This window comes from Archangium sp., assembly GCF_036389735.1.
In the GTDB taxonomy this organism is placed as follows: Bacteria; Myxococcota; Myxococcia; order Myxococcales; family Myxococcaceae; genus Archangium.
This window is the reverse complement of the sequence record NZ_DASVWK010000692.1, coordinates 1-2521: the sequence shown is the minus strand read 5'-3', so window position 1 is coordinate 2521 and position 2521 is coordinate 1. Positions and strand designations below refer to the sequence as shown.

Here is a 2521-nt window from a genome sequence, read left to right as displayed (position 1 = left end):
GTCTGGTCGGTGGAGCCCCGGAAGAGCTCGGCCGCCGAGGCGCTGGAGGCGATGGCGACGAAGGAGAGGGGCTTGTTCCTGGGGAGGAAGGGGAGCTTGCCTGTCCAAAGGCCATCCGTGCCCCGGGAGAGATTGACGTCGCGGAAGAGAGAGGAGGTGCCGCCACCCGCCTCGCGGACGAGGACATCGATGCGGACGTGGGTGACGTCCTGGAAGGAGAAGCCGAGACCGGAGACAGGGGCGGCCAGCGCGGAGGGGCCAGTTCCCTGGGAGGAGGCGAGCAGGTCGCTGGCTCCGATGGAGAAGAAGACGGTGACGGTCTCGGCCCCCGGAGAAGCGGACGGTTCCTCGGACAGCGTGCTCTTGCAGCTCAGACCCAGCCCCAGGAGGACCAGCAGCAAGAGGTGCGAGGCCGTCTTGCTCACGGAGGTGGAGGGAGGGGCGGGCATGGAGGTGTAGGGAGCATGGGGTGTGCCACGGGGGCACTCCTGGCAATCCGAGGGGTTGCTCCGTGGCTCCTCGGGAGGACGCGAGCCCGCTGTTCAATTCCTGGACGCGCCCGGTTCAAGAACTGAACCGCTGGTTCGATTCTTGGCCATCGGCGCCTGGGAAGAATTCACCCTGGTGCAGGGAGCGAGAAATCGCCTTGCCTCCCGGCGTTGCTATCCTGCGCCCCGCATGTCCGCGTGCCCGTGCTGCCAGGAGGTCTTGACGCCTGCCCTCCTGGGCTTCGGTGGCCGCCGCCTCGCGGGGAACTGCGACGTATGTGGTGAGGCCGTGTGCCAGACCTGCCTGCACTCGGGCTCGCCGGACACGGAGGCCCTCTTCCGGCACCGGTCCCCCAACGGAGGCCCCGCCCCGCGAAGGTCCCGGGGGAAGGCCTGCGCCAGTTGTCTGTGGGAGTCGTTCGCGGCTCGCGGTGAGCAGCCGTCCTTCCCCGAGCCACCCGGCCGGCGCAGACGGGCGGAGCAGGCGGCCTGCACGCATCCCCACGCGGTGCGGTGGATGCGGTGCTGTCCCACCTGCGGCGCCGAGCTGGCCTGGGAGGCCGAGCACGACAACCCCGTGTGCGACGCGTGCGGAGCGCCCTCCCATCCTGCATTCAACTGCTGCTGGGCCTGCGGCGAATCCTTCGGTGAGGACAACGAGCCGGGGGACACCGCCGAGGGCTACGCACTCGCCTTCGACTGCCGTTCCCGGAAGTGCCAGGGGCGGGTGGCCTGGCTCATGCCGTACTGCCCCTGGTGTGCGACGGCGCAGCGCTGGCAACCCTCCGAGGCGACGGACGCGCCCGCATGCGTGGAATGCGAGGCGAAGCTCGAGCCCACCTGGGCCTTCTGCGTGTCGTGTGGCGAAGAGGCACCGCTGCCCGAGGATTGCTTCGAGTGCGACGCACCGCTCGAGAAGGCGGAGTGCGCCGCGCGCTGCGAGCACTGTGGGCGGATGGTGTGTGGCGAATGCTTCGGCGACTACACGGTACCGGGTGGCCTCGGTGTGCGTGAGCTGCTGCTGTGCTCGACGTGTGGAGAGGAACTCGGGGCTTCTCCCGTCTCGGAAGAAGCGCCCCCTGCGTCCGAGCCCCGCCCGGAGGAAGCGCAGGAGGTCGAAGAGGAGCCCCCCGCGGCCCGGGAGGTTCCTCCCCCCAACAGCCCGTGGGAGGTGCTCGGCGTGGCTCCGGGGACGCCCCTCTCCGAGGTGAAACAGGCCTACCTCACCCTCATCACCCAGTACCACCCGGACAAGGTGGCGCAGTTGGGCCCGAAGCTCCAGGCGCTGGCAACGGAAGAGACGCGCCGGCTCAACCAGGCGTGGAGCGAGCTGCGCAAGCGGGCCACGGGATGAAGCGCGCTCCCACCAAGCCGGCTAGTCCCTCCCGGACGTGTCGCGGCCGAGGATGCCGCTCCCACGCAGCCGAGCGCCCCCACCTCGCTTCAGTCGGCGTTTACCAGCGCCTCGCGCGAGTTCGGCGTGCCCGAGAGCGTGCTGCTGTTGATGTCTCGCACGGGTGACGAGTCCACCTTACCAGGTCTCCTTCAACCACCGCTTCGCCTTCGTGAAGGCGAGCGATGTGGATGTGGTGCAGGAATAGCTCTCCGCCGAAGGCCGTGGCTCCAAGGTTCTCGGGCCCGGCCAACCCTCCTGCATCGAAGACGCCATGAAACCTCGCCCCGGCGATGTACATCGCGGGCGCTGGGGTGGTGGAATGGCATTGGAACTGGTCCAGGAGAAAGACATGCGGCGGATTCGCGGGTGGATAGCGGTGGTCGCCCTGTGCTGTGCGGCAAGCGCTCTGGCCGGGGAGGAGAGACCGGATGCGCGGCTGCAGGAGGCGCAGACGGCCTATGAAGAAGCCATCAAGCTCTTCAAGGCGGGCAAATACGCCGAGGCCGTGGCGCAAGACGAACATTCGCTCGAGCTGCGGGAGGCGGTGCTCGGGGGCAGGAATCCAGAGGTCGCCAACTGTGTGGCCCTGCTTGGGATCATCTACTGGACCCAGGGCGACTTCGCCCGGGCCGAGCCG

Annotated in this window: 2 protein-coding genes and 1 pseudogene; 2 read left to right on the top strand and 1 reads right to left on the bottom strand. The window is 68.8% G+C overall.

The window, feature by feature from the left end:
- Positions 1-449: pseudogene (locus VF794_RS24430) on the bottom strand (hypothetical protein); the annotation flags it as partial.
- Positions 450-708: 259 nt separating this feature from the next.
- Between VF794_RS24430 and VF794_RS24425 the strand changes: the two are divergent.
- Positions 709-1842 (top strand): DnaJ domain-containing protein, encoded by a 1134-nt coding sequence (locus VF794_RS24425; protein WP_331114376.1) that lies wholly within the window; start codon positions 709-711, stop codon positions 1840-1842.
- 361 nt (positions 1843-2203) lie between these two features.
- On the top strand, positions 2204-2521 hold a 318-nt coding region (locus VF794_RS24420; RefSeq protein ID WP_331114374.1), incomplete at its 3' end, for a tetratricopeptide repeat protein.